The organism is Amycolatopsis sp. GA6-003 (genome assembly GCF_046267895.1).
Classification (GTDB): domain Bacteria; phylum Actinomycetota; class Actinomycetes; order Mycobacteriales; family Pseudonocardiaceae; genus Amycolatopsis.
This window is the reverse complement of record NZ_CP176499.1, coordinates 4,188,688-4,211,514: the sequence shown is the minus strand read 5'-3', so window position 1 is coordinate 4,211,514 and position 22,827 is coordinate 4,188,688. Positions and strand designations below refer to the sequence as shown.

At 69.8% G+C, this 22,827-nt stretch carries 25 protein-coding genes; 16 read left to right on the top strand and 9 right to left on the bottom strand.

Annotated elements, in window-relative coordinates; genetic code table 11:
- The first annotated feature begins 328 nt into the window (after nt 1-328).
- Together F9C12_RS18515 and F9C12_RS18510 are read left to right on the top strand one after the other, a co-directional pair.
- Complete coding sequence (locus tag F9C12_RS18515) at nt 329-1,114, top strand: TIGR00730 family Rossman fold protein (RefSeq protein ID WP_409183219.1); 786 nt, start codon at nt 329-331, stop codon at nt 1,112-1,114.
- Nucleotides 1,114-1,656 carry a TIGR00730 family Rossman fold protein gene (locus F9C12_RS18510; RefSeq protein ID WP_409466711.1) on the top strand — a complete coding sequence of 181 codons (543 nt, stop codon included), beginning with the start codon at nt 1,114-1,116 and terminating at the stop codon, nt 1,654-1,656. The genes F9C12_RS18515 and F9C12_RS18510 overlap by 1 nt, the downstream gene beginning before the upstream one ends.
- A 4-nt stretch (nt 1,657-1,660) precedes the next feature.
- On the opposite strand, the gene F9C12_RS18505 is transcribed toward F9C12_RS18510, so the two are convergent.
- Nucleotides 1,661-2,335, bottom strand: coding sequence for a lysophospholipid acyltransferase family protein (locus tag F9C12_RS18505; RefSeq protein WP_409186787.1), 675 nt, complete (start codon nt 2,333-2,335; stop codon nt 1,661-1,663).
- A 54-nt stretch (nt 2,336-2,389) separates the two neighbouring features.
- On the opposite strand from F9C12_RS18505, the gene F9C12_RS18500 reads away from it, so the two are divergent.
- The gene (locus F9C12_RS18500) at nt 2,390-3,295 is read left to right on the top strand and encodes a glucosyl-3-phosphoglycerate synthase (protein WP_409466710.1); all 906 of its coding nucleotides are present in this window, start codon (nt 2,390-2,392) and stop codon (nt 3,293-3,295) included.
- 531 nt (nt 3,296-3,826) lie between these two features.
- Here the strand turns inward: F9C12_RS18500 and cydC are convergent.
- From cydC to F9C12_RS18480, 4 genes are read right to left on the bottom strand one after another with little or no spacing between them, the layout of a single operon-like run.
- A complete protein-coding gene (gene cydC, locus F9C12_RS18495; protein WP_409466709.1) occupies nt 3,827-5,470 on the bottom strand; it encodes a thiol reductant ABC exporter subunit CydC in 1,644 nt (547 codons plus the stop codon).
- Nucleotides 5,467-6,966, bottom strand: a complete 1,500-nt coding sequence (gene cydD, locus F9C12_RS18490) for a thiol reductant ABC exporter subunit CydD (RefSeq protein ID WP_409466708.1) — start codon at nt 6,964-6,966, stop codon at nt 5,467-5,469. Before cydD ends, cydC begins: the two co-directional genes overlap by 4 nt.
- A gap of 12 nt (nt 6,967-6,978) precedes the next feature.
- The gene (locus F9C12_RS18485; RefSeq protein ID WP_409466707.1) at nt 6,979-7,968 is read right to left on the bottom strand and encodes a cytochrome d ubiquinol oxidase subunit II; all 990 of its coding nucleotides are present in this window, start codon (nt 7,966-7,968) and stop codon (nt 6,979-6,981) included.
- A 3-nt stretch (nt 7,969-7,971) separates the two neighbouring features.
- Entirely contained in the window at nt 7,972-9,132 is a 1,161-nt protein-coding gene (locus F9C12_RS18480) for a cytochrome ubiquinol oxidase subunit I (RefSeq protein ID WP_409466706.1), read from the bottom strand.
- A 139-nt stretch (nt 9,133-9,271) separates the two neighbouring features.
- Here F9C12_RS18480 and F9C12_RS18475 point away from each other — a divergent pair, with 139 nt between their 5' ends.
- Genes F9C12_RS18475 through F9C12_RS18455 form a run of 5 tightly spaced genes read left to right on the top strand, consistent with a single transcriptional unit; the run spans nt 9,272 to nt 11,618 of the window.
- Nucleotides 9,272-9,589, top strand: a complete 318-nt coding sequence (locus tag F9C12_RS18475) for a helix-turn-helix transcriptional regulator (RefSeq protein WP_043831991.1) — start codon at nt 9,272-9,274, stop codon at nt 9,587-9,589.
- A complete protein-coding gene (locus tag F9C12_RS18470; protein ID WP_409466705.1) occupies nt 9,586-10,284 on the top strand; it encodes a permease prefix domain 1-containing protein in 699 nt (232 codons plus the stop codon). The genes F9C12_RS18475 and F9C12_RS18470 overlap by 4 nt, the downstream gene beginning before the upstream one ends.
- A complete protein-coding gene (locus tag F9C12_RS18465) occupies nt 10,281-10,610 on the top strand; it encodes a DivIVA domain-containing protein (RefSeq protein ID WP_409183211.1) in 330 nt (109 codons plus the stop codon). Before F9C12_RS18470 ends, F9C12_RS18465 begins: the two co-directional genes overlap by 4 nt.
- Nucleotides 10,603-11,058 (top strand): SRPBCC family protein, encoded by a 456-nt coding sequence (locus tag F9C12_RS18460; RefSeq protein ID WP_409183210.1) that lies wholly within the window; start codon nt 10,603-10,605, stop codon nt 11,056-11,058. Before F9C12_RS18465 ends, F9C12_RS18460 begins: the two co-directional genes overlap by 8 nt.
- Complete coding sequence (locus F9C12_RS18455) at nt 11,055-11,618, top strand: DNA-3-methyladenine glycosylase I (protein WP_409466704.1); 564 nt, start codon at nt 11,055-11,057, stop codon at nt 11,616-11,618. Before F9C12_RS18460 ends, F9C12_RS18455 begins: the two co-directional genes overlap by 4 nt.
- Before the next feature lie 250 nt (nt 11,619-11,868).
- Here F9C12_RS18455 and F9C12_RS18450 read toward each other — a convergent pair whose 3' ends face one another.
- Nucleotides 11,869-12,663, bottom strand: coding sequence for an enoyl-CoA hydratase-related protein (locus F9C12_RS18450; RefSeq protein ID WP_409466703.1), 795 nt, complete (start codon nt 12,661-12,663; stop codon nt 11,869-11,871).
- A gap of 202 nt (nt 12,664-12,865) precedes the next feature.
- Between F9C12_RS18450 and F9C12_RS18445 the strand changes: the two genes are divergently transcribed.
- The 3 genes from F9C12_RS18445 (at nt 12,866) to F9C12_RS18435 (ending at nt 14,834) form a co-directional block, all read left to right on the top strand.
- The gene (locus F9C12_RS18445; RefSeq protein WP_005155393.1) at nt 12,866-13,033 is read left to right on the top strand and encodes a DUF3117 domain-containing protein; all 168 of its coding nucleotides are present in this window, start codon (nt 12,866-12,868) and stop codon (nt 13,031-13,033) included.
- An 88-nt stretch (nt 13,034-13,121) separates the two neighbouring features.
- Nucleotides 13,122-14,561, top strand: a complete 1,440-nt coding sequence (locus F9C12_RS18440; protein WP_409466702.1) for a leucyl aminopeptidase family protein — start codon at nt 13,122-13,124, stop codon at nt 14,559-14,561.
- A 150-nt stretch (nt 14,562-14,711) separates the two neighbouring features.
- Nucleotides 14,712-14,834 (top strand): hypothetical protein, encoded by a 123-nt coding sequence (locus F9C12_RS18435; protein ID WP_409466701.1) that lies wholly within the window; start codon nt 14,712-14,714, stop codon nt 14,832-14,834.
- 193 nt (nt 14,835-15,027) lie between these two features.
- On the opposite strand, the gene map is transcribed toward F9C12_RS18435, so the two are convergent.
- Together map and F9C12_RS18425 are read right to left on the bottom strand one after the other, a co-directional pair.
- Nucleotides 15,028-15,816 carry a type I methionyl aminopeptidase gene (gene map / locus F9C12_RS18430; RefSeq protein ID WP_409466700.1) on the bottom strand — a complete coding sequence of 263 codons (789 nt, stop codon included), beginning with the start codon at nt 15,814-15,816 and terminating at the stop codon, nt 15,028-15,030.
- A gap of 82 nt (nt 15,817-15,898) precedes the next feature.
- Nucleotides 15,899-16,807 carry a LysR family transcriptional regulator gene (locus tag F9C12_RS18425; protein ID WP_409466699.1) on the bottom strand — a complete coding sequence of 303 codons (909 nt, stop codon included), beginning with the start codon at nt 16,805-16,807 and terminating at the stop codon, nt 15,899-15,901.
- 51 nt (nt 16,808-16,858) lie between these two features.
- On the opposite strand from F9C12_RS18425, the gene F9C12_RS18420 reads away from it, so the two are divergent.
- Entirely contained in the window at nt 16,859-18,049 is a 1,191-nt protein-coding gene (locus F9C12_RS18420) for an MFS transporter (RefSeq protein ID WP_409466698.1), read from the top strand.
- Between the two features lie 32 nt (nt 18,050-18,081).
- Here F9C12_RS18420 and F9C12_RS18415 read toward each other — a convergent pair whose 3' ends face one another.
- On the bottom strand, nt 18,082-18,738 hold the full coding sequence (locus tag F9C12_RS18415; protein WP_409183202.1) for an O-methyltransferase: 657 nt from the start codon (nt 18,736-18,738) through the stop codon (nt 18,082-18,084).
- Between the two features lie 224 nt (nt 18,739-18,962).
- Between F9C12_RS18415 and sigE the strand changes: the two genes are divergently transcribed.
- The 4 genes from sigE (at nt 18,963) to tatB (ending at nt 22,747) form a co-directional block, all read left to right on the top strand.
- Complete coding sequence (sigE, locus tag F9C12_RS18410; protein ID WP_037353366.1) at nt 18,963-19,577, top strand: RNA polymerase sigma factor SigE; 615 nt, start codon at nt 18,963-18,965, stop codon at nt 19,575-19,577.
- Nucleotides 19,574-20,248 carry an anti-sigma factor family protein gene (locus tag F9C12_RS18405; protein WP_409466697.1) on the top strand — a complete coding sequence of 225 codons (675 nt, stop codon included), beginning with the start codon at nt 19,574-19,576 and terminating at the stop codon, nt 20,246-20,248. Before sigE ends, F9C12_RS18405 begins: the two co-directional genes overlap by 4 nt.
- 355 nt (nt 20,249-20,603) lie before the next feature.
- Nucleotides 20,604-22,133, top strand: coding sequence for a S1C family serine protease (locus F9C12_RS18400; protein WP_409466696.1), 1,530 nt, complete (start codon nt 20,604-20,606; stop codon nt 22,131-22,133).
- 194 nt (nt 22,134-22,327) lie between these two features.
- A complete protein-coding gene (gene tatB, locus F9C12_RS18395) occupies nt 22,328-22,747 on the top strand; it encodes a Sec-independent protein translocase protein TatB (protein WP_409183199.1) in 420 nt (139 codons plus the stop codon).
- Nucleotides 22,748-22,827: the final 80 nt, after the last annotated feature.

Genomic DNA, 22,827 nt, shown 5'->3' with positions numbered 1-22,827 from the left:
AAGCGCAACGCGTTGAGCTGGGCTGATCAGGCCGCGGACACCGTGAGTAAAAAAGCGCTCACGGGGGCGGTCAATGCGCTGAACGGACCAGCGGGACCCCGGGGGCGATCAGGACTATTCCCCGCAAGTGGCCTCGTAGCAGGGAAAACGCCGGTTTGGGACGGTCCGGGCGACTTTCGTAGGTAGTTGCCGACAACCGGCCATTGGTAGGAGGACCGGAACCCGCTGGTGGTCCGCTTTCCCGCGTTCAGCCGCGGGCAACCGAGCCGTCACGCTCTGGTGCCGACGCGGGCGCCCGCCTCGGCCGAACGGCCCGTAGGCTTGGCTGGTGAGCCAACAGTCTGAGTTTCCCGACGGCCAGTACCCCGAACGTCCGGTGGAGCGGCACAAGGGCCCGGTCGTGCTCCGGCGCGATCGGCGCGACCAGGGCAGCACGACCGACCAGCGGCTGCTCGACTCGCGGGGCCCGAGCGACTGGGTGCACACCGACCCGTGGCGCGTGCTGCGGATCCAGGCCGAGTTCGTCGAGGGGTTCGGCGCGCTCGCCGAGGTTCCGCGCGCGGTGACCGTGTTCGGTTCGGCACGCACGAAACGCGACAACCCGGAGTACGAACTGGGCCGCAAGATCGGCGCCGCGCTCGCCGACGCCGGCTTCGCGGTGATGACCGGCGGCGGTCCGGGCGCGATGGAAGCGGTGAACCGCGGCGCGAACGAGGCCGGCGGGTTCTCCGTGGGGCTGGGCATCGAGCTGCCGTTCGAACAGGGCCTGAACCCGTGGGTCGACCTCGGCGTGAACTTCCGGTATTTCTTCGCGCGCAAGACCATGTTCGTCAAGTACTCGCAGGCGTTCATCTGCCTTCCCGGCGGATTCGGCACGCTCGACGAACTGTTCGAGGCGCTCACGCTGGTCCAGACCAAGAAGGTGACGAAGTTCCCGGTCGTGCTGTTCGGCACCGAATACTGGGGCGGGCTGTACGACTGGATCGCGAAATCCGTGCTCGGCGGCGGGAAAATTGGCGAAAAGGATCTCGACCTGCTGCACTTGACCGACGACATCGACGACGCGGTGCGCGTCGTGCAGGAGTCTTATCAGGCTTGGGAGGACACGCACTGATGCGGATCTGTGTGTTCTGCGGTTCGGCGCGGGGCTTCTCGCCGGAGTACGCCGAGGCGGCGGCCGGCGTCGGAAAACTGCTGGCGCAACGGGGAATCGGCCTCGTCTACGGCGGCGCGAGCGTCGGCACCATGGGCGTGGTGGCCGACGCGGCGCTCGCCGCGGGCGGCGAAGTGTTCGGCGTGATCCCGGAAGTGCTGTCGGACGTGGAAATCGCGCACGGCGGCCTCACCGAATTGCACGTGGTCCCCGACATGCACCAGCGCAAAGCGAAAATGGCCGCGCTGTCGGACGCGTTCGTCGCGTTGCCCGGCGGGGTCGGCACCCTCGAGGAATTGTTCGAGGTGTGGACGTGGGCGCACCTCGGGATCCACCGCAAGCCGATCGGGCTGCTCGACGTGGCCGGGTATTACTCGCCGCTGGTGGAGTTCGCCGATCAGATGCTGGAAAAGGGCTTCCTGCGCCCGGAAACCCGGCAGCTGATCAGCGTCGCCTCGGACGCCGAGAAGCTGATCGACCTCATGGCCCGTTCGACCGGATAGCGGTTCACGACGCTTTTTCGTCCGGTCGTTTGTGGTAGGTGTCGACGTATTCCTGCCCGGACAGTTCGAGAATGGCGTACATGATTTCGTCGGTCACCGACCGGCGGATGGCCGAGGACGAGTCCTGGCCCTCGTACCGCGAGAAGTCCAGCGGTTCGCCGAACCGGACCTTGATCTTGGCGAGCCGCGGGATTTTCGCGCCGTTCGGCTGGATGCCCTCGGTGCCGAACAACGCGACCGGGACCACCTTCGCGCCGGTGGACAGCGCGAGCGCCGCGACGCCGGTGTGCCCGCGGTGCAGCCGTCCGTCGAGCGAGCGGGTGCCCTCGGGGTAGATCGCGAACACGCCGCCGTCGGTGAGCACCTTGCGGCCCGCCTCGAGCGCGGCGAGCCCGGCCTGTGCGTTGCCGCGTTCGACCGGGACGTAGCCGAGCGCGTCGAGCGACTTCGCGATGAACCGGCCCTTGAGGCCCTTGCCGGTGAAGTACTCGGCCTTGCCGAGGAACCGGACCTGCCGCGGGGTGGTGAACGTGATCACACCCGTGTCCAGCGCCGCCCGGTGGTTGGAGGCGAGCAGCACCGGGCCGTCTTCGGGGATGTTCTCCACCCCCTCGACCTGAGGCCGGTAGAGCGCGCGGACCAGCGGTCCGAGCACGAAACGGACGAGCAGCGGCAGCAAGGGTTCTCCCTCCGGAGGATCGGGCACCTGCTCCAGCATGGCACGATCGCCTCCATGAGCTGGTTTCACCGTCGCACCTGGCAGGAGCCCGGGTGGAGCGCCGCGGACATCCTCGCCGCAAAACGCGGCCGGACGGTGTCGGTCGTGCTGCCGGCGCTGGACGAGGAGGAGACGGTCGCCGCGGTGGTCGCGTCGGTGCGCCCGCTGCTCGGCGGGGTCGTCGACGAGCTGGTGGTGGTCGATTCCGGCTCCACGGACGCGACGGCCGAGGTCGCCGCGGCCGCTGGGGCCCGGGTGGTGCGCCGCGAGGACGTCGTCCCGGAGCTGCCCCCGCGTCCGGGCAAGGGCGAGGTGCTGTGGCGCTCGCTCGCCGCGACGACCGGCGACGTGGTGGTGTTCCTCGACTCCGACCTGGTCGACCCGGACCCGGCGTTCGTGCCGTCGCTGCTCGGCCCGCTGCTCACCGAGGACGGCGTGCACCTGGTCAAGGGCTTCTACCGCCGCCCGCTGCGGCTGGAGAGCACCGGCGGCGGCCGGGTGACGGAGCTGCTGGCGCGCCCGGTGCTGTCCGCGCTGCGCCCGGCGCTGGGCGAGCTGGTGCAGCCGCTGGGCGGCGAGTACGCGGGCACGCGCGAGTTCCTCGAGTCGGTGCCTTTCGCCGGCGGGTACGGCGTGGAGATCGGGCTGCTGCTCGACGCCGAGGAGCGCTACGGGCTGGAGGGATTGGCGCAGGTCAACCTCGGGGTGCGCAAACACCGCAACCGCTCGTTGCTGCAGCTCGGCGTGATGGCCCGGCAGATCCTCGGCACCGCGCTGGCCCGCTGCGGGATGCCGAGCGCGGAGGCGGCGCGGTTCACCCAGTTCGTGCAGGTGTCCGGCGAGTGGGTGCCGGACGTGACGGAGGTGCCGGTGCTGGACCGGCCGCCGATGCGGGAGGTGCTGGCCGCCCGGCAGCCGTAGTGTCCACAGAGGACACCAGCCGGGTTTCATCGAGAAGTCATCGGCGCGCGCTACCTTCGGGGACCGATCAGATTCGACGCGCGGGGGCGATGGACGTGGCCGACAACCAGCTGGACGCCGGGACCGTGAACCGGGTGAAACTGCGCGGCCTGGTGCTCCGGCAACCGGACCGGAACACCGTGCGGGTCTTCGCCGACGACGGCACGCGGGAGGGCTTCGCGATCGGCTGGGCCGAACTGGCTCCGCATCCTGAGCGCCGCCGCCCCGCGTGGCAGACGTTCTACCGCAGCGTGCCCGGCGACGATTCCAGCTACTGGAGCGGCGGGATCGCCCGCCGGGCCGGATACCAGCCGTTGGAGTACGGGGGAAGCGACGAACTCCGCTTGGCGATCGACGAGATCCTCACGCTCGCGCGCTGGGGCGATGTGCTGGCCGACCGCGAAGTCCGCTCCGGCCGGACCGGGAGTTACACCGCGACGATGGATCCGGCGCAGGCCGAGTGGCTGGCCGGGCTCGACGCGCCGAAGGGGGTCACGCATCTCGGCGGCGGGCGGGTGCGGCTGACCGCTGTGGTGGTCGCGCTGTTCCGGGGTTCGCCGGATCCGCAGCCGCATGTCGACGCCAACGACCTCTTCCACCTTGATCCGCTGGACGAGCCGATCCGGCTGGTCCGGGAGCGGTGAGCGCTCGACGCCCGTCCTCCAAGACGAGTACCTGGTCGAACCCGGCGACGTGCTCCGGCCGGTGCGTTACCAGCACGACAGTTCCCCTCGCCTGAGCGAGAACCCTCGCCAGGACCTCGTCGCCGTGCGCCGGGTCGAGGCCTTCCACTGGTTCGTCGAGGACCAGGACCGGCGGTGCGGCGAGCACGGCGCGGGCGAGGAGCAGCCGTTGCCGTTGCCCGCCGGAGAGGGCGTCGCCGTCTTGGCCGGTGTCCCGGTCGAGCGGGAGATCGAAGCCCGCGGTTTCGCAGGCCGCGCGCAGGTCGTCGTCGGTGGCTTCCGGCCTGGCCAGCAGCAGGTTTTCGCGGACGGTCGTGGCGAAGACATGTGCGTCGGCGAGGGCTCCGGAGATCACGGCGGGGTGCGGTCCGGCCATGGGACGGCCGTCGACGGTGATCGAGCCGGACGTCGGGGAGACGAAGCCGAGCAGGACGTGCAGCAGGGTCGTTTTCCCGGCGCCGGACGGGCCGAGGACGCCTAGGCGGGTGCCGGGCGGCAGGTCGAGATCGATGCCGTCGAGTGCGGCGCGGCGGCCGGGACGCTGGACGCGGACGTCGGTCAGCCGGAAGTGTCCTGGGCCGTGGATCGGTTCTGGGGCTGGTTTCGGTGCGGCGAGAACGGCGCGTACCCGGCGCAGCGAAGCCCGGATTTCGGGGATCCGTTCGGCGGCGGTGAGCAGCGGCAGGACCAGCTCGAACAGCGCCATCGTGGTCAGGGTGAGGGCAGCGGTGACCGGGAGGCTCGCCGGGCTGAGCAGCGCGACCGCGGCGGTGGTGGCGAATTGCACGGCGATTCCGGCAGCGGTGGTCAGGGCTAGGCGGGCGCCGGCGCGGCGGGAGTCCGCGGCCAGTTTGCGGATGATCGTGGTGGCGCGGGCTTTTTCCCGGTCTTCGCAGCCGTAGGCGATCAGTTCGTCGCGGCCGAGGACGAGTTCGACGGTGCGCTCGGCGAGTTCCTGCTGCGGCTCGGGTGCTTTGCCGCGCGGAATGCACAGGAGGCTCGTCGCAATCAGTCCAATGAGGACGATCCCGGCGAGCAGAAGGCTTATCAGCGCGGCGAAAATGACCACGGCGAGACCGACGGTGGCTGCCACGACGGCCGGTAGCGCGAGCCGGAGGATGGCGTCCTGTACAGTGTCCACATCGGACACCAGGCGGGTGACCAGGTCCGCGCCGGAGTGTTCGGCGACCTGGCGGGGGAGAAGCGCCTGGTACACCCGCGTCCGGAGAGCGCCGAGGTAGCGGAGGACAACGTCATGTCCGGCAAGGCGTTCGGCGTAACGGAGCCCGCCGCGCGCCAATGCGAAGACTCGCACGGCGACGATTGCCAGGGTAAGCGCGGCGAGCGGGGGTTGTTCGGCGGCGCGCAGGAGCAGCCAGGCCGCGGTGCCGGTCAACCCGAGTCCGGCGAGTTCGGCACCGACGGCGAGCAGGGCCGCGCGGGCGAGTTTCATCTGGTCATCCCGTGTTTGAGTTCGACCGTCCGCGTCGCGAGCGCTGCCAACGCCGGCCGGTGCGCGACCAGGACCGCGGTGCGGCCGGGCAGCAGTCCCTTGGCACCGGCCAGCACGGTCGCTTCCGTTCGCGCGTCGAGGCGGGCGGTGGGTTCGTCCAGCAGGACCAGTCCGGCTTCGGTACGGGACAAGGCGCGCGCCAGGCCGACGCGTTGCCGTTGCCCGGCGGACAGTCCGGCGCCGAGTTCGCCGAGCTGTGTCGCGTAACCGTCGGGGAGGTCGGTGACGATGTCGTCGACCCGGCGGCCGCCGGTGTTTTCCATCAGGGAGCCGCGGAACAACGTCGGACGCTGGGGCAGCCACGCGGTGTCGCGCAGCCACGACGAGTGGTCGAGGGTGCGCAGGTCGACGCCGTCGATCAGGACCCGGCCGGAGGTCGGCTCGACAAAGCCCAGCAGTACCGCGAGCAGGGTGGACTTGCCGGAACCGCTCGGTCCGACCAAGGCGAGATGCTCGCCGGGCGGAATAGTCAAGTCTACTTCGGACAGTGCGCGGGTTTCGCCGTAGTACACGGAAACCTGGTCGAAAACGATCTCCGGCGGGCCAAGGCGACGGGTCTGCGTGCCGGATCGGCGGACTGCCGTTGGCGCGCTGAGAATCTCTTTCAGTGCGGTGAGTCCTTCGGCGGCGGCGTGGAACTTCGCCCCGGCGGCGCGCAACGGCAGGTACGCCTCGGGAGCGAGAACCAGGATCAGCATCGCGGTGTGCGCGGTCATCGAACCGGACAACAGTCGGAACCCGATCGGTACCGCGACGAGTGCGATCGACAGTGTGGCAACGAGTTCCAGCACCAAGGCGGACAGGAAGGCGACTTTCAGTGTCCGGATGGTCGCGTCCGCGTGCGCATCGGCCATCTCGCGCACGACGCGGGTTTGGGCTTGTGCGCGGCCAAACAGCTTGAGCGTTGGCAGGCCTCGGACGACGTCGAGAAAGTGCCCGCCGAGCCGGGTCAGCAGTGTCCACTGTGTACGCGCCTTCGTGTGCGCGCCGATCAACGCGCCGAAGAGCGGGATCAGCGGAACGGTCGCGGTGACGATCAAGGCGGAAGTCAGGTCGGCGGCGAAAAGCCTGGCCAGTACTGCGATGGGTACTACCGCGGACAGCACCATCGCGGGCAGGTAACCGGTGAGATACGTGGCGGTGGCGTCGACCCCCTTGGTGATTCGGGTGGCGGTCACGCCGGGGTCGCCGGTCGCGTCGAGCAACCGGCAACGCAAGCCCGCTTGGGCTGAAGCCGCGAAGCGACTGGTGAGCAGGCCCTGCCCGATGACGAGCAGAAGCCGCGCACCAACGGCGACGCACAGTGCGACTGAAACGCCGCCGCCGGTGAGCAGGGTCGCCAGCCCGTCAGCCTGAACGAGCACGAGAACAGCGGTGCCGACGCCCAGCAGGGCGAGCGTCGCGAGGTAGCCGCGGAGACCGGGGAGAGCGGGCATGGCGAGGCTCCTTCAGAAGTGCAGCAACGACTTCTCGGTGACCGGACGGCGATGGGCTCGCCAGGTCAGCCACTGCACGACGATCAGCACGAGGAGCGTGGGCGCGGCGAACCAGCCGAGCACCGCGGCCATGTCCGGGGTGGTGGCGGCCTGGTCGACGGTCAGCTGGTAGCCCGTGGCGGAGGACAACACGGTCGGGAATCGCAGCACGCCGACCAGCAACGCCGGGCAGGCGCTCAGAAGCATGGTCGCAGGCAAGGCCAATCGCGGGCTGCGGAGTCCGAAAAGGACGGTCAGGTATGCCGCGAAGGCGAGAACGACCACCGCTAACGCGGCCCACGAAGCGCCGGAAACCGAGAGAGCGCCCCAAACTGTCGCTGTCACCAGGAAAACCCCGACCGGGAACAGGAACGACCGAGCCAGCCGTCGAACCCGCCCGGCAATCTCCGCCGGACCGCGCACCGCGAGAAAAGCCAGGCCCTGCAAGCAGAACAACGCGACGAATCCGAGCCCCCACAACACCGCGTACGGATTGAACAACGCCAGCACGTCGTCCAGCGGGCGACCTTGCGCGTCCAGCGGCAGCCCGCGCACGAGATTACCGAGGAACAGACCCCACGAAACCGCCGTGACCAGCGCTCCCGCGGTAATGGCGAACGTCCACCCGCGCCGGTCGCCCCCGGGACGCCGGCTCCGCAACTGCACTGCCGCGGTGAACGTGACCAAACCCAGCAGCAACAGCACGACCAGCACGTAAGCCCCGGCGAACACCCGCCCTTCCAGATGCGGGAACGCCCCGAACAGCACGCCGACCGCCGCGACCAGCCACACCTCGTTGGCCAGGAAGAACGGCCCGACCGCGCCGAGCACGCGCCGTTGCCCGGCTTCGTCGCGCGAGCGGGAGAGCGCGGGCAGCAGCATTCCGACGCCGTAGTCGTAGCCCGCCAACGCGAAGTAGCCGCCCAGCAGCAAACCGAGCACACCCCACCAGATCGTCACCACGGGTCACACTCCACTCAGGACAGGAAATTCGGGTTCGGCGGCCACTGCCGGACCGCGTTTGGCGATCCGCGCGAGCAGCACCCCGTCGGCGATGGCCAGCACGAGAAACAGCAGCGTGAAAGCGATGAAGGAGAACAGGATCTGCCCGCCGCTGACGTCGGCGACGGCGTCCGCGGTGCGCAGCTTGCCCCACACCAGCCACGGCTGACGGCCGATCTCGCGGACCAGCCAGCCCAGGATCGCCGCGAGGAACGGCAGAGCGATCCCCGGAACCATCAGGAACAGCACCAGCCGAGCCCGCAGCAGCAGGTCGCGGTACAGCAGCACGGTGCCGATCAACGCCGCGAAGAACGCGAAAAAGCCGACGTTGATCATCATCCCGAGCGGCAGCCCGACGGCCACCGAGCCGGTGAACTTGCCCGGCTGATACCCGGCGACCTCGGCGAACTGCGAGAACCCGGCCTGGACCACCAGCACGCTGCCGAGCAGCGACGTCACGACGCCGATCCGCAGCGACCGGCGGAAGAAGTCGATCTCGCTGGTGCGCTTGAGAAAGTGGTACGCGCTGACCCCGGTCACGAAGAACCCGCCGGTCAGCAGCGCGGCCCCGAGGACGTGCGGCAGCGCCGCGACCAGCGCCGGATTGGTGAACAACGCGCCGAAGCCGTCCAGCCGCAGCACGCCGTTCTCCATCCGCGAGCCGACCGGGTTCTGCAGGAACGAGTTGGCGACCATGATGAACAGCGCGGAGGCGTACGCGGTCAGCGTGACCATCCACAACACCGCCAGGTGCAGCCACTTGTTCATCCGGCCCCGGCCGAAGATCCACACTCCGAGGAACGTCGATTCGAGGAAGAACGCCACCAGCGTCTCGATCGCGAGCGGCGCGCCGAAAACGTCCCCGGCGAACGCGGAAAGCCCGGTCCAGGTCATCCCGAACTGGAATTCCATCACGATTCCGGTGACGATTCCGAGTGCGTAGTTGACCACGTACAGGCGGCCCCAGAACGCGGTCATCCGGTGCGGCTGCTCGCCGCCGCGGAGTGTCGCGCGGGTCTGCAGGATCGCCACCATGGTCACCAAACCCAGGGTGAGCAGCACAAACAGGAAGTGGAACGAGGTGGTGGTCGCGAACTGGAGTCTCGCGATCGGCAGTGGGTCCATGCCGACGAAGCCTATAGGTAGTGCGGCTACATGTAGCGGCGAAACCCATGAGATCGGGGTGATCTCAGGGTTTTCCCGGACGGTCGTGCGGGCTTCGGGGATTAGCCTGCCAAGGTCAAGATGAGTAGACTGGCGACCTATGAAAGCGGACACGTTGCGCGGACACCTCGACGCGTTGCTGCTGGCGGTCCTCGACGGCCGCAAGCTGCACGGCTACGCGATCATCGAGGCGCTCGCGCTGCGCAGCGACGGAGCGCTCGACCTGCCCACCGGCACGGTGTACCCGGCGTTGCGCCGGCTCGAGCGCGCGGGCTGGCTGGCCAGCGAGTGGGATGTGGTGTCCGGCCGCAAACGGCGCACCTACCGGCTCACTCGCGCCGGGCAGCAGGCGCTGGCCGCGGAACGGGCGCAGTGGCGGGAGTTCACCACGGTGATCGGCGGAGTGCTGGAACCATGACCACGACAAGCCAGACCGCGCTCGGTCCCGTCGAGGCCTACCTGGCCGAACTGGACCGCGCGCTGATCGGCCGCCGCGGCCCGAAGGCGGACCTGCTCGCCGAAGCACGCGACGGTCTGCAGGACGCGGCCCAGGCGTACCGCGAAGGCGGTTGGAGCGAACTCGAGGCGCAACGCCGGGCGATAGCGGATTTCGGGCAGGTCCGCGAGATCGCCGGTGACTACCAAGCGGAACTGAGCATGCACAATGGCGTGCGGACGCTGTGGCTGCTCGTGCTCGGAGTGCCCGCGATGCAGACGTCGTGGGAGCTGGCGCGCGTTTTCACCTACGGCGCCTGGTCGCGGCTGACCACGCCGAACCCCGGCTGGTACCTGTACGTCACGCAGTTCACCCACGCCGCGATCTACGCCGTGCCCGCGCTCGGCCTTCTCGCGCTGCTGGGCACGCGGTTCCTCAGCCGCCGCTTCGACGGGGTCCGCACGGCCAGGTTCTGCCGGGCGCTCGGCGCGATCGCGGTGGGCCTCAACCTGTTCTCCGTGCTGCTGCTGGTCGGAGCGACCGGGGTGGTCGACGCCGCGCGGCTGTTCCTCAGCGGTCCGTGCGGCCTGCTGATGGTCGCCTGGGTGGTCCTGTCGTTCCGACTTGTCGTGCTAGCGCGACGTTCCTGGCGGCGGTGTGCCACGATCGTCGCGTGACGACCGCGCTGATCTACCTCGTAGTCATGCTGCTGGTGGCCGCCGTGGTGTTCCTCCTGGCCGCTGTGGTGTTCGGCCGGGGCGAGGAACTGGCGCCGCTGCCGCCGGGCAGCTCGCCCACCCGCCTGCCCGCCGAGGACATCACCGGCGAGGACGTCCGCCAGGTGCGCTTCCAGCTCGTGTTCCGCGGCTACAAAATGTCCGAAGTAGACTGGGTGCTGCGCAGGACCGGGGTGGAACTGGACGAACTGCGCGAACGGGTCGCCCGGCTCGAGGCCGCGCTGCAGCCGCGCGAAGGGGCGCACCGGAGGCCGGCGGGTGAGTGACCTGGTGCTGTCGGTAGACGTCGCGGCACCGGCTGGCACGACCTGGCTCGCACTCACCGACTGGGCCCGCCAAGGCGAGTGGATGCTCGGCACGTCAGTACGCGTCATCGAGGGCAACGGCCGCAGCGTGGGCTCGAAGCTGGCGGCCTTCACCGGCTTCGGCGGCATCGGCTTCACCGACACGATGGAAATCACGACCTGGGAACCGCCGCTGCGCTGCACGGTGCGCCACCTGGGCAGCCTCGTGCAGGGAACCGGAGTGTTCCAGGTGCTGGCCAAGGGCGCCGGACAGTGCACCTTCGTGTGGGCCGAACACCTCAAACTCCCGTTCGGCCTCCTCGGCCGCGCAGGCTGGCCCCTGGCGCGCCCGGCGTTCGCCCTGGGAGTACGCCATTCGCTGCGGCAGTTCGCGAGGTTCGCGGAAAACTATTCAATGGGGGAACAATGACGGATCTGCTGGGCGAAGACGGCATCGCCCGCTGCAGCTGGGGCAACTCGGCCCCGGACTACGCGGTGTACCACGACGAGGAGTGGGGAGTCCCGCTCCACGGCGAGGCGGAGCTGTACGAACGCCTGTGCCTGGAATCGTTTCAGTCCGGCCTGTCCTGGATCACCATCCTGCGCAAACGCGAGAACTTCCGAAAAGCCTTCCGAGGCTTCGTGCCGGAGAAGGTCGCCCGCTTCGGCGAGAAGGACATCGAACGCCTGATGCACGACGCCGGAATCGTCCGCAACCGCGCGAAGATCGAGGCAGCGGTGAAAAACGCCCGCGCAGTAGCAGACCTGGACATCCCGCTGGACAAACTGCTGTGGTCCTTCGCCCCGGCAAAACACCGCCGCCCCCGCACCATGGCAGACGTACCGGCAATCACCGACGAGTCCAAGGCAATGGCAAAGGATCTGAAGAAACGCGGCTTCGCCTTCCTGGGCCCAACCACCTGCTACGCCCTGATGCAGGCGACCGGCATGGTAGACGACCACGTAAAAGGCTGCTTCCGCGCAACCTAAAGGCCCGCGAGGCCACCCTCACGCCCGCGGAATCCCCCACAGGCCCTAAAACCGCACCTCTGCACCCAAACAGCGTGGCACCCAGCCCCTCCCCCACACCCCGATACGAAGCCTCCCTGCGGTCTGGGGGTGCTTGTCAAGGCATCTTTCCCGCCTTGACAAGCACCCCCAGACCGTCAGCACAATCAAACTTCGGGGTGCCCCACCGCAACCCTCTTTTCAGCGGCGAAGCCGCTCATCCTCAAAACCTTCACTTCCCCTGAAACTGAGGCTTCCTCTTCCCCACAAACGCCTCCACCGCCTCCGCGTGATCCTTCGTCCCACCCAGCTCAGTCTGCGCAGCATCCTCCGCAGCCAACGCCTCCTCCAGCGAAGACTCCGCGGCCACCGCCAACACCCCCTTGATCTTCGCGTAAGCCACCGTCGGCCCGGCCGCGAGCTTCGCCGCCACCTTCTGCGCCCGAGCCGCCAGCTCCTCGTCCGGCACGACCTCCCCGACAAGCCCGATCCGCAACGCCTCGGCCGAGTCCACCGTCCGAGCCATCAACATCAGCTCAGCAGCCCGCCCGTACCCAATCAGCCGCTGCAACGTCCAAGACGCCCCCGAGTCCGGCCCCAGCCCCACGTTCGCGAAGGCCATCAAGAACGACGACGACTCAGCCGCGATCCGCAGGTCACTGGCATACGCGAACGCCGCCCCGGCCCCGGCCGCGGTGCCGTTCACCGCCGCGACGACCGGCTTCGGCATCCCGGTGATCGCCTTGACGATCGGGTTGTAGTGCTCGCTCACCGTGTGCAGCGGGGCCGGGTCGTTCGCCTGCAGCAGGCCGACGTGCTCCTTGAGGTCCTGTCCGGCGCAGAACGCCTTGCCGGTGCCGGTGAGCACCACCGCGCGGACGTCCGGGTCCTCGGCGGCCGCGCGCAGCTCGGCGAGCAGGCGCTCCTTGAGCTCGACGGTCAGCGAGTTGTACGCCTCCGGCCGGTTCAGGGTCAGGGTGCGCACGCCGTCGGCGTCGGCGGTCAACAGGACGTCGGATGTGGTCACGAAATGCTCCTCTGAAGCTGCGGCTCGGGTTCTCGGTACTGAGTCTCGCACCCTCGGCGGGCGGCATACCAGCACCGATGCGGCGGCAAATGATCGGTCCGCGTTCGCGCCCGGGCGCTGATGAGGGACAATGGGGGACGAGACCCGGCTGGCATGGGAGTGCGCGACCCGGGCGCGCCGGTTGAGACGGAGGGAGCACGCTATGGCGGCCATGAAGCCCCGGACCGGAGATGGTCCCCTCGAAGTGACCAAGGAGGGGCGGGGCCTCGTCATGCGGGTGCCACTGGAGGGTGGCGGCCGGCTGGTCGTCGAGCTCTCCGCGGAGGAAGCGAAGGACCTCGGAGCCGCACTGCAGGAGGTCACTGGCTGACCTGCGCTCTCCCCGCTCTGTCCACTGTGCACCCCGGTCTCCTCTTGGAGGCCGGGGTCGGTTCGTCTGCGCCCTAAGGTTGCTCGCTGTGCGTAACTCGCTACCACCCGTTCCCACGAAGCTGCCCGAAATCGAGGTCGTCGCCGCGACGCGCCGCGGAGTGCCGCGAGCAGTGCTGGTCGCGCCGGCCGAGGCGGAGGAAGGCGCGTCGTACGGGGCGAGCGGACGCACCGCCGAAGTACGCGAAGTGCCCGAAGACGGCGATGGTCCACGCTGGGTGGCCGGTATCGGCGAAGGCGCGCCGAAGGACTTTCGATCGACCGGTGCCGCGTTGGCGCGCGCGTTCCGCGAAGCGGCGGAGAACAGTCCGATCCGGACAGTCCAGGTCGTACTGCCCGAGGACGCGACAGCGGAGCACGCCGCGGAGTTAGCGGTGGGACTGTCGCTGGGCGGGTATCGGTTCGTGGTCACCACGACAGAGCCGAAGCCGCCGGTGCCCGCCGTACGCCTGGTTGTCGCGCACGAGCGCGCTGTGCCCGCGTACGCGGACGCTGTCGCTCGCGTACGTGTTCTCGCGGCGGCTGCTGCCTTTACGCGCGACCTCGCGAACACGCCGTCGAACATCAAGAACCCGGCGTGGCTCGCGAACACCACGGCGAAGGTGCTGGGCCGCACGGTCGACGTGACGGTGCGAGACGAGAAGTGGCTCGCGGACAACGGGTTCGGCGGAATTCTGGCAGTCGGCGGCGGTTCGGCTTCGCCGCCGCGCCTGATCGAAATGACGCACAGTCCGCGCGGCGCGACGAAGCACCTGCTGTTCGTGGGCAAGGGGATCACCTTCGACACCGGCGGCCTTTCGCTGAAACCGGCCGACGGCATGCACCTGATGCGCACCGACATGGCGGGCGGCGCGGCCGTGATCGCCGCGATGCGCGCGATCGGGGAGCTGAACCTGCCGGTGCGCGTCACCGCGCTGGTGCCCGCGGCGGAAAACCACGTCTCCGGCGGCTCGTACCGGCCGGGCGACATCGTGCGCCACTACGGCGGCCAGACCACCGAGATCGGCAACACCGACGCCGAGGGCCGGATGGTGATGGCCGACGCGCTCGCCTACGGAATCGCCCAGCACAAACCGGACCTGATCGTCGACGCGGCCACGCTGACCGGCGCGATGAAGGTCTCGCTCGGCCTGCGCACCGGCGGCTTCTTCGCGACCGACGACGACCTCGCCGAACGCCTGCTCAAGGCCGGGGCCCGCGCCGGGGAGGCCTGGTGGCGGATGCCGCTGGTCGAGGACTACGCGACCGGCATCGAAGGCGAACTCGGCGACGTCCGGCAGGCCCCCAACGGCCCAGGCGGCATCATGGCGGCCCTGTTCCTGCGCGAGTTCACGGCGGGGCTGCCGTGGGCACACCTGGACATCGCGGGCCCGGCACGCGCGGACAAAACGTACGACGACGTGGTACCCGGTGCTTCGGGTTTCGCGGCGCGGACGTTGGTGGAGTTCGCGGCTTCGTACGAGGGTTGATCCTGCGGGCTGCCGGGCGGGTCCCGGGCGTGGGCGAGAGACGTATGACGACGTGGTGCCCGGCGCATCGGGTTTCGGGGCGCGGACGTTGGTGGAGTTCGCGGCTTCCTACGAGGGCTGATCCTGCGGGCTGCCGGGCAGTTCGCGCGCGTGCGCGAGGGACGTATGACGACGTTGCGCGGTTTCCTGCGCGGGCTGATCCCGAAGCTGTTCTTGCGGGAGTTCACGGCCCGGTCCCCGGACGCACCTGGGCATCGCGGGCAAGACGTCTGACGACGTGGTGCCCCGTGCGCGGTTTCCGCGGGGGCTGCCCTCGCTCCGGACGGGGGCACCATTCCTGCGGGCGCGGCGCATCCGGGTTCGCGGCGCGCGGCTTCTCCGCGGGCTGATCCCGGAGCTGCCCTCGCTCCGGGAGTTCGCCCTCCCCGGCCCAGTCTGGAGCTTCCGCTGCGGCAGTCCGCCCGTGCTACTTCTTCCCCGCCAGCTCGTCCTCGCGACGCGTCAGCACGATCGGGTCTCCCTCGGTGATCGCCACCGTGTGCTCCGAATGCGCGGTGCGCGAGCCGTCGGCGGAGCGGATGGTCCAGCCGTCCGGGTCGTAGACGATCTTGTCCGTCGTGGCGGCCAGCCAGGGTTCCAGCGCGAGCGTCAGGCCGGGGCGGAGTTTCATGCCGCGGCCTGCCTTGCCGCGGTTGGACACGTGCGGGTCGCCATGCATCGTGCGGCCGATGCCGTGGCCGCCGAACTCGGTGTTGACCGGGTAGCCGTAGCCGGTCGCGACCGCTTCGATCGCGGCTGAGATGTCGCCGAGCCGGTTGCCCGCGCGCGAGGCCTCGATCGCGGCTTCGAGTGCTTCCTCGGTGGCCCGGATGATCCGCTGGTCCTCCTCGGCGGGCGTGCCGACGATGACCGTGCGCGCCGAGTCGGCCGCCCAGCCGTCGATGGTGACTGCGATGTCCGCGGTGAGCACGTCGCCGTCGCGCAGGGTGTAGTCGTGCGGCAGGCCGTGCAGGACGGCGTCGTTGACCGACAGGCAGATGACGTTGCGGAACGGGCCCTCGCCGAACGACGGCGCGTAATCCCAGTAGCACGAGACGGCCCCGCGCCGCTTGATCATGCCGCGCACGTGGTGTTCGAGGTCCATCAGGTTGACGCCGACGTCGGCGAGCTTGCCGACCTCGGTCAGCACCTCGGCGACGAACCGCCCGGTCACGTGCATGCGGTCGATTTCCGCAGGCGTCTTCAGCTCGATCACGACTACCCTCGCGTCTCAGGTTCCGGTATTTCTATACCGGAAACGGTAGCACGGCACCGGGATACAAATACCACCCTGGCCGCTAGCCCGTCCGGCCGAGCACGTGGTCGCGGAACGCTTGCACGGCGGGCGAAAGCGGCTCCCCGGCACGCCAGCCGAGCCCGATCGTCCGGTGCACCGGCGGGTGCAGCGGCACTTCCGCGACCCCGGCCGGCGAACCCGGCTCGAAGCGCGGCAGGAGCGCGACGCCCAGCCCGGCCCCGACGAGCCCGCGGACGGTGTCGGATTCCTGGCCCTCGAAGGCCACCTTCGGCGTGAAACCGGCGGCGGCGCAGAGGTCGTCGGTGATCCGGCGCAGGCCGTAGCCGTGTTCGAGGAGCACGAACGGCTCGTCGGCCAGCTCCGCCACGCGCACGCTGCTCCGTCCGGCCAGCCGGTGCCCGGCGGGAACCGACAGGTGGATCGGCTGCCGGTCGAGCACGACCGTCTCCAGGCGTTCGTCCTCGACGACCGGGGCGAGCAGGGCGAGATCCAGTTCCCCGGACGCGAGCCGGTCGACTATGTCCTGCAGCGAACCCTGCACGAGGGAGAACCGGACGGCCGGGGCCTGCTCGCGGTACGCGCGCAGCAAACCCGGCACGAGAGACCGGCCGAGCAGGTGCAGAAACCCGAGCACGACGTGGCCGCTCGCCGGTTCGATCTCCTCGCGGGCGAGGCGGACTCCGGCGTCGACCACCGGCAGCGCGCGTTCCGCCGCGTCGGCCAGCAGTTCGGCGGCACGGGTGAGCCGGACGCCGCGGCCGTCGGGCACGGTCAGCGGCGCGCCGAGGGCCTGTCCCAGCGCGGCCAGCCGCCTGCTGACTGTGGGCTGCGGCACTCCGAGGATCTCGGCCGTGCGAGTGACGTTTCCGGTGTTTCGCAGCGTGGCCAGCAGACATAGGTGCGGGACGAGCTGTGCGGTGAGGCTCTCATTCGGCACGGTATGAATCATCGCAGATCGACGTATTAGACGTATTGATTAGCAAAGCTTACTTTCGGGCTCATGCTCTCCTCTGCTCGCCGGGTGAAGGTCGCGGTCGCCGCCGCGGGTTTCACGTCGTTCGCCCTGCTCTACGCCCCGCAAGCGGTCCTGCCGCAGCTCGCCGGCCAGTACCGGCTCGATCCCGGCGGCGCGGCGCTCACGGTCAGCGTGGCGACCGGCGCGCTGGCGATTTCGGTGCTGCCCATCGCCGCGCTGTCCGAGGCGATCGGGCGGCGGCCAGTGATCATCGCGTCCGTGGTGCTGTCCTCGGTGCTCGGCCTTCTGCTGCCGCTGATGCCGAACTACTCGCTGATGCTGGTGCTGCGCGCGGTGCAGGGCGTCGCGATCGCCGGTTTTCCCGGCGTGGCAACGGCTTACCTCGTGGAACGGCTCGGCAAGACCGGCGTCGCGACCGCGGTCGGGGCGATGATCGCGGGCAACACCATCGGCGGCATGACGGGTCGGCTGGCCACCGGGTTCACCGCCGGTCCGTTCGGCTGGCGCGGCGCGCTGTACGTGGTGGCCGGGCTATCGCTGGTCTGCGCGGTCGTGACCGTGGTGCTGCTGCCGCCTTCGCCGGTCAAGACAGGGGAGCGGCAGGGCCTTCGCGACATCGGCGTCGGCCTGCTTTCCGCGGTGCGCCGGCCGGTGTTGCTCGCGCAGTACGCCGTCGCGCTGCTGGCCATGGGTTCGTTCGTCGCGCTCTACAACGCGGCCGGGTTCCGGCTGACCGGCGAGCCGCTGAACCTGTCGCCGGCGATCGCGTCGCTGGTGTTCGTGTCGTACGCGCTGGGCTCGGTTTCGTCGGCCACGGCCAACCGGCTGTCCGCGCGGATCGGCCGTCGGCAGGCGTTGGTCGTCGTGCTGGTGCTGACGGCGGTCGGCGCGCTGCTGACGATCCCGGATTCGCTGCCGTTGATCGTCGTCGGCTTCCTCGTGCTGACCACGGCGTTCTTCGCCGCGCATTCGATCGCGAACAGCTGGGCCGCGGCCGACGCCCCGGAGAACGCGCGCGGCCAGGTCGGCGGGCTGTACATGCTCATGTACTACCTGGGCAGCAGCGTCGGCGGCGGGATCGGCAGCGTCGTCTACGGGCGGGCCGGGTGGAGCTGGCTGATCGTGGCCGTCGCGGGGTGGCTGGGGCTGGCCGTGGCGGCGGTGCTGGTGGGCACCAAGGCGCGGTGGAGGGAGCGGGTGCTGGTGGGGTCGTGAGTGCTGATCGCGGTTCTAACCGTGATTGCCACTCACGAGCACGCCGTGGCCACCAGCAGGCCGCCGCCGACCGGCAGCAGCGCCGGGATCAGCCGGGCGTCCTCGCGGACGGCCCGCGCGACCTCGCGCAACGCCATCGTCTCCGGATCGCGCCGGGACGGGTCGGTCAGCCGCCCGCCCGCCAGGACCTGGTGGAACACGATCACCCCGCCGCGGCGCAGCAGTGCGACGCCCTGTTCGTAGTAGCCGGGGTACTCGATCCGCGCGGCGTCGACGAACACCAGGTCGTACCCGCCCGGCGTGAGCCGCGGCAGCACGTCCAGCGCGCGGCCGACGATCAGCCGCATCCGGCCCGGCGGATAGCCCGCTTCGAGGAAGGTCTTGCGCGCCGCCCGCTGGTACTCCGGCTCGACGTCGATCGAGGTCAGCACGCCGTCGGGAGCCATCCCGCGCAGCAGGTACAGCCCGCTCACGCCGGAGCCGGTGCCGACCTCCACGACCGCCCGCGCGGCGACCGTCGCGGCGAGAAACCGCAGCGTCGTGCCTGCTCCGGGGGCCAGCGGGGCGCAACCGAGGTCCGCCGCGCGCATCCGCGCCGCGGCCAGCACGTCGTCGTCGGGCAGGTACCCGTCGACCTGCTCGGCGCCGACCGCCCCGGTCTCGGCCGCCGCCTCTGTCCCCGAACTCACGCGCGAAGGTTAGCGCTGGTTGTCGATAAATCAGCGAAGGCTCCCTGGTATGCGCCTTCCGGCCCCGGTTAAGCCCTCGAAAACCGGGTAAAGGCCAACTTCTCAGGCTGCTCTCAGATCGGTCTCATGAGTTCCATAAGGAAGGCCGACAAACTGAGTCTCAACCGCACGGGAACACCGTGTGCCCGGCCCGCGTTGGCAGAGGTGAAGAGGAGTTGACCCAGATGGAGGTGCCTGCTCCCCTGATGCAGAACGCCGAACTGCCGGAAGCCGCTCCGGTGACCGTGGACGCAGCCGAGGCGGCCTGGACGCCGCCCTCGTGGGACGAGGTCGTGCGCGAACACGCCGACCGCGTGTACCGGCTCGCCTACCGCCTCACCGGCAACACGCACGACGCCGAGGACCTGACCCAGGAGACGTTCATCCGCGTCTTCCGGTCGCTCGCGTCGTACAAGCCCGGCACCTTCGAGGGCTGGCTGCACCGGATCACCACGAACCTGTTCCTCGACATGGCGCGCCGCCGCTCGCGCGTGCGCATGGAGGGACTGCCCGAGGACACCGACCGGATCGTCGGCGACGACCCGAGCCCGGAGCAGCACTACAGCGACACCCACCTCGACCCCGACCTGCAGGAGGCGCTCGACGAGCTGCCCCCGGAGTTCCGGGCCGCGGTCGTGCTGTGCGATGTGGAAGGACTGTCGTACGAGGAGATCGGGGCGACGCTGGGCGTCAAGCTCGGCACCGTGCGCAGCCGCATCCACCGCGGCCGCTCGGCGCTGCGCGCGTCGCTCGAGCGCCGTCGCGCGACCCGGGAGGAATCTGCGAAGGTGTCCGTATGACCGGCTGGCGTTTCGCCGAATCCCACCTCATGCCCGACGCGGTAGTCGCACTGGTCGACGGCGAGCTGACGCCGGCCGCCCACGACCGTGCCCTCGCGCACCTCGCGCGCTGCCCGGACTGCGCGGCCGAGGTGACCGCGCAGCGGCAGGCGGTCGCGGCGGTGCGGGAGGCCGGTGCGCCGTCGATGTCGGCTGGGTTCCTGGCCAGTCTCCGCTCGATTCCGGAGCACACCGAACTGCCGGGGTCGCCGGACAATCTCGCGGTGACCGCCGACGGCCAGCTGGTGGCTATCCAGCGGCCGGACCGGGTGGCTGGGCTGCGGGACGCCGGCGTGCTGGGAGGTGCGGCGCCGTTGGGAACAACCGCGCCGCTCGGGCAGTCGGCGACCGTGCTCGGCGGCGGGAGGTTCGCTTTCAGCCGGAAGCGGGCGGCGCAAGGAGCCGGGGTCGTGGTGTCCGGGCTCGTGCTGAGCGCGCTCGCGCTCGTCGGGACCGCGGCGGATAGCGGGGAAGGGACTGCAGGGACCGGGCCTGCTCGGGTGCCCAATGCGAATTTGCTGCCGGCGCGGATGGCTGTGCCTCAGGGCGGGGCTTCGGCTGAGGAGTCTCAGGCGCCGGGGGCTGGGGAGTCGGATGTGGTTCGGGCTGGGGCTGCGTTAGCTGGTCGGTGAGTCTTTCGGCTCGTCGCCTGGCGGCGACATTGCCGGATTTAGCGGGTGCGTTGGCCCCCCGATTTTTTAGTGTGACTACGGCGCTGGGGTGCTTGTCAAGGCGGGAAAGATGCCTTGACAAGCACCCCAGCGCCGTGTTTTTGGCTGTGTATCGGGGGTGGGGGAGGGGTGGGTGCCTCGCTTGTCGGGTGCATTGGTGCGGTTGGTGAGGGCGTTTGGGTGCTTGGGGGCTGACGCCCCCAAGCGGTATGGGTCGGGCGGGGCAGGCAACAGGCATTTCACTGCGGTCTGGGCACACTCTCCCTAGGCTTGGGTATCGTCGTCCCAGCCGAACTGAACCGCATCCCGGGGAATGATGACCGACCAGCCGAACGCTAATTCTGATCAGTCCGGTGCCGTCGGAACGGACCGGCTGGGGCCTCGGCCGCTTGAGCGGCCCGCGGTTGACCAGCAGCAGGCTGCCGTCTTCGGGCGTCCGCACGGGGTTGAGGGGGCGTTCGACAAGCTTTACACCCCGGTGCCCAACGGGAACGGGCAGAAGCTCAATCTCGCGCCGCCCACGCCGGAGTCTCTCGCGGAGGCGTTCAGCCGTCCTCCGGGGGCGGAGGGCGTGCGGTTGCAGCGGCCGCTCGAGGCTTCCGGGGACAGCGCTGCTTCCGAGGATCCGTTGTGGACTGACCCCGGCGATCCTTGGCGGGATCCGGCGTCCGGGGCGGTGCTGGCCGGGCCCGCGGTCGTCCCCGAGGAAGACAAGACTGAGGGGCCGAAGCTGCCCAGCGGGGCGCGGTTGAGCCTTCCGGAGGTGTTGTTCGGGCGGCGCGTGCAGCCGAAGGCGCTGGCCATGCTCGGCGTCGTCGCGTTGCTGATCGGCGCGGTGGGCGGGCTGGTCGGCTGGTGGGTCGCGGACACCGGATCCACGTTGACCGGCAGCGCCACGATTTCCGAGGCGGAGGCGGCCAAAGAACGGCCGCCGGGATCGCTCGCGGACATCGCGCGGCGGGTGGCGCCGGCGGTGGTTTCGCTCGAGGTGGTCAAGCCGGGTGCGGACAGCGGCGAGCAGGGTTCTGGCGTCGTGATCGACCCGCAGGGGTACGTGCTCACCAACGAGCACGTGGTCGCGAGCGCGGTCGGCGACGCGGCCACGAAGATCACCGCGGTCTTCAACGACGGGACGCGCACCGAGGCCAAGATCGTCGGCGCGGATCAGAAGACCGACCTCGCCGTGGTGAAGGTCAACGTGACCAACCCGGTCGTGATGCAGGTCGGGAAGTCGTCCAACCTGCAGGTCGGGGACGCGGTGATCGCGGTCGGCTCGCCGCTGGCGCTGCAGAACTCGATCACCGCGGGCATCGTCAGCGCGCTCGACCGGCCGGTCACCGCGGGCGGCGACAACGGGGCCGCTCCGGTCACCTATTCGGCGATCCAGACCGACGCGGCGATCAACCACGGCAACTCGGGCGGGGCGCTCGTCGATTCGACCGGCGCGCTGGTCGGCATCAACTCCGCGATCCGCTCCTCCAGTTCCGACGGCGGCAGCATCGGCATCGGGTTCGCCATTCCCAGCGACTACGCCATCAAGATCGCCAAGGCGCTGATCAAGGACGGCAAGGTCAAACACGCCGACATCGGGATCAACGCGGCCTCGACGGTCGCCGGCTCGTCCACGATGGGCGCGCAGGTGCGCAACGTCGCGCCGGGCGGACCGGCGGCGTCCGCGGGGATCAAGGAAGGCGACGTGATCACCAAGGTCGGCGACCACGTCGTGCGCGACTCCGCCGAGCTGACCGTCGCGGTGCGCAGCCACGACCCCGGCCAGGTCGTCCCGGTGCAGCTGGCCCGCGACGGCGCGCTGCTGGTGGTGGACGTCACGCTCGGGGCCGACTGACACTCGTTCTTGCTGACCCGGCCACAAGCAGGCCGACCCCCGCGCGGCACGCAACCGGCGAAGCCATCCGGCCGGGGCGGTGGTCGGATCAGCAACGATCGGCACAGCAGCTGTCGTGCGACGTTCGGGCCTGCCCGGACCCCAAACGGCCCGGGTAGTCTTGGGCGGGGCAGCACCGAGCGGAGGTTTCACGGGTGTTCGACAGTGTCGGCTGGGGCGAGATCCTCGTGCTCATCATCGCCGGGCTTTTCATTCTCGGACCCGAACGGCTGCCCGAGGCGGCGGCCTGGATGGCGAGGAGCGTCCGCAAGGCCCGCGACTTCGCGACCGGCGCGCGCGAGCAGCTGCGCGAGGAAATGGGGCCTGAGTTCGACCAGTTGCGCAAACCCCTCGAAGACCTCCGCGGCCTGCGCAACCTCGACCCGAAGCGCGTCGTCACGCAGCATTTGTTCGACGGGGATTCGGATCCGCTCGGCCTCAACGGATTCAAGAACGACCTCAACGGATCGAACGGCTCCCACGGCACGCCGACGATCAAGCCGCAGACCGCGATCCCGCAGCCGGAGCCGCTGAAACCGGGCGAGCGGCCGCCGATCGACCCGGACGCCACCTGAGCGGCGAAGCCGACGCGCGACGCGCTGATCAGGCTGGGTAGCCTCAGGGCATCAGCTCAACCGACCCTGGAGGTTCCCGA